The sequence below is a fragment of the Enterococcus sp. DIV1298c genome, from assembly GCF_017316315.1.
Taxonomy (GTDB): Bacteria; Bacillota; Bacilli; order Lactobacillales; family Enterococcaceae; genus Enterococcus_B; species Enterococcus_B mangumiae.
Genome location: NZ_JAFLWG010000075.1, coordinates 1 through 2,828, shown reverse-complemented (window position 1 = coordinate 2,828; position 2,828 = coordinate 1). Strand labels below are relative to the sequence as shown.

Genomic DNA, 2,828 nt, shown 5'->3' with positions numbered 1-2,828 from the left:
CCTACCGCACCAAAGCCAAGCAATGCGAATGTACTCGCTACTTCACCAGTTTTCGGTAAATTACCACTTCTGCTATTATTTCCGGCTGATGCAGCATTCGTAGGAATACTTCCATTACCATTTCCAGAAGTATTCACACTTCCACCATTTGGAATCGTCCCAGTTTGGTTGTTGCCTGAAGGAGCGCTGATATTATTTCCAGTGTTTCCGGTATTTCCGGTGTTTCCGGTATTTCCGGTATTTTCGCCGGTACCTCCATTGCCCCCGTTATCTCCACCATTATCTTTGTTTCCTCCATTGTCTCCTGAAAGTGACGTAGTAAGAACGATTGGATCCGATTCTTCCCCTGCGTTAAAGTTCGCACTCTCATCTGAAGTTGCAGTGATCCAATACGTGGTGTTGGCACTTAAACCTACAAATGCGCCGTCTACTGCCGCTATCCCATCTGCATAAGCAACCACTCGTGCCAATGGATTCGCTTGTGGATCTGTGTCGTAGATCAAGAAGGTCACATCTTGGAGTAATTCCTCTGCATGGTCATGGTACCACTGTTCACCAGGTGTATCTGGTGTATCGTCGTGATGAAGAAGCGCTGTTCCTGCAATCGTGATCACTTCATGGGTATTGTTTTGTGCCGCTAGCTCTTCGTCAATTTTCAAGAATGCACCATTTGCTTTTGTAATTGCTTCTACATCAAAAATATCGGTGACAAGGTACTCGTCAGATCCAATAGTGGGCAATCCTGTAATAACGTAGTTGGAGTTGTCGATCGTTCCCCAATCAAGTGTCCAGTTTGCTCCTTCAATCGTATTTGTGCCAGCAGCACTATCCGTATACTGGAAGTCTCCTTCTATCCAAGTCACTTCATCTCCTGGCGCTAGCCCACTTAATGTTGGCGCATCAAAATGATCGATTCCTGTCGTCCCATTAAAGGCACGACTAAAGACCGTTCCTTTTTCTAGAACAATTTCGCTTGGAGTGACTTCAACGATTGCTTTATTCCAATTCTGACCAGGTTCTAACGCAGTCAGACGGCTGATTGGTGTAGCCGTAATCTCATAGGTACCAATACTCGTGATCTCCAAAATCAAATAGTCGCCATCATCTGAAAGACTGACCCCATCCGCATCTGTTTCAAAAAGGTAATCTTCTGGATTTCCGCCGCGACCAAATAAAGAAAATGCCTCAATGAGCGGAATCCTTGTTTCTGCTCCACCATACGGAACTTGAAGCGTTTCGCCTAACGCATCGATCGGTAACGTATCGACTTCGCTACCTAACCCTAGCTTAGGATAATTTGATGCAGCATCCCAAACCCAAGTACTACCAAAATCCCAACCATTCGCTTCATAGGTACTTTGTGTTCGCAATTCAATGACATCTAACGGCTCAATGACGTTTGGGGTAACTTGTCCAGTCACTAGCATACCTTGAGAGCGCACTTCAGCATTATTATAGTAGAAGTTATTGCTATTCGTACCGCCTAAGCCAAAATGGTCTACATTGGCATCTCCCGTTACATCACCCATTCCGAAGCTATTTTCGATTGTCAAATACCCAGCATTACCGACAAATCCGCCGACATAACTAGTACCAACTACGTTTCCTGTACTATAGTTGCGTGCTACTTCGATTGCGTAAGAATCAATAGCTCCGATGAATCCACCGACATTCGCTCGCCCAGTGACATTCCCGGTCGCATAGGAATCGACTACTGTACTATAGAAATCTTGCCCACCGATCAAACCACCAATGTTATTATTACCTTGACCATCGACATTTCCTGTGGCATATGAACGACTCACATTCCCCACACTGTTTAAACCAATCAATCCACCTGTATTGGTTGCGTTTGCTGTGACATTGCCTGTCGCATAACTGTCCTCTACTACATTCCCATTTATTCCGATCAAACCGCCCACTGCTTGAGGGTACATGTTAGGATTCGCATTTACTGTGATCGTTGCTGAAGAAGAAGAACGAAAAACCATAGTACCAGAGACCCTATTCGCCATGTAGCCAACAAGCCCACCAACACTCCCACCAGTCGCTTCGATAATTCCACCACTGATAGCAGAATCAGTGACGGTTGTTGGATTCCCAGATTGATCGTTGATTTGTCCAATCAACCCTCCAGTATTGAGCCCATTCAGCCCGCCCACAATGTGCGGCTTTTCCAAAGTGATCCCTGAAATCGTTGCGCCATCTACTACACCAAAAAATCCTCGATTGCTCACATCACCAGCTTGCGCACCAGAGTTAACTCTCACATTACGGATAACTGTCCCAGGTTCAGCTGTAAAACTTCCAGTGAATTTTGTCGCTAAAGTTAATCCATATCCAACTGGTATCCACTCTGAAGTGAGTGTGATATCATTCATCAATTGATAATGCGCCGTTAAATCATTTCGCATTTCATGTAATTCAGCTTCAGTAGTGATTTGGAATGGTGCGCTGATCGAACCATCACCCGCTCCAGAAAAGTAGGATTCAATCACCGTTTCATTTTGCTCTTCCAGTTCTTCCAACAATGTCTGCTGCTCTTCAATCAGCTGTTCGGTTGTCTCTACTGTTTCTTGGTCAATGTCTTCAGGAATGGTTTCCACATTACTTGCTTCTTCCTGAACCTCTAATTCGTCGGGTGTCACTTGATCAATCAAAGTCTCATCGTTACTATTTTCTATTTTTTCATCTATTGACTCTGCTTCAATCACAGTTTTCCTGTTTGGATCACTCTCTTCTAAAGCGCTTGCAATAGTAGGCGCTGTTTGCGCAAATACCATCGAACTTAAAAGCACACTTGCCATCAGTTTTTTCTTGTTCAACTT

1 protein-coding gene is annotated in these 2,828 nt (G+C 44.5%); it reads right to left on the bottom strand.

Annotation, left to right across the window (positions count from 1 at the left end):
- A partial coding sequence (locus tag JZO83_RS13590; RefSeq protein ID WP_207116092.1) for a GLUG motif-containing protein occupies positions 1-2,828 on the bottom strand: 2,828 nt, incomplete at both ends.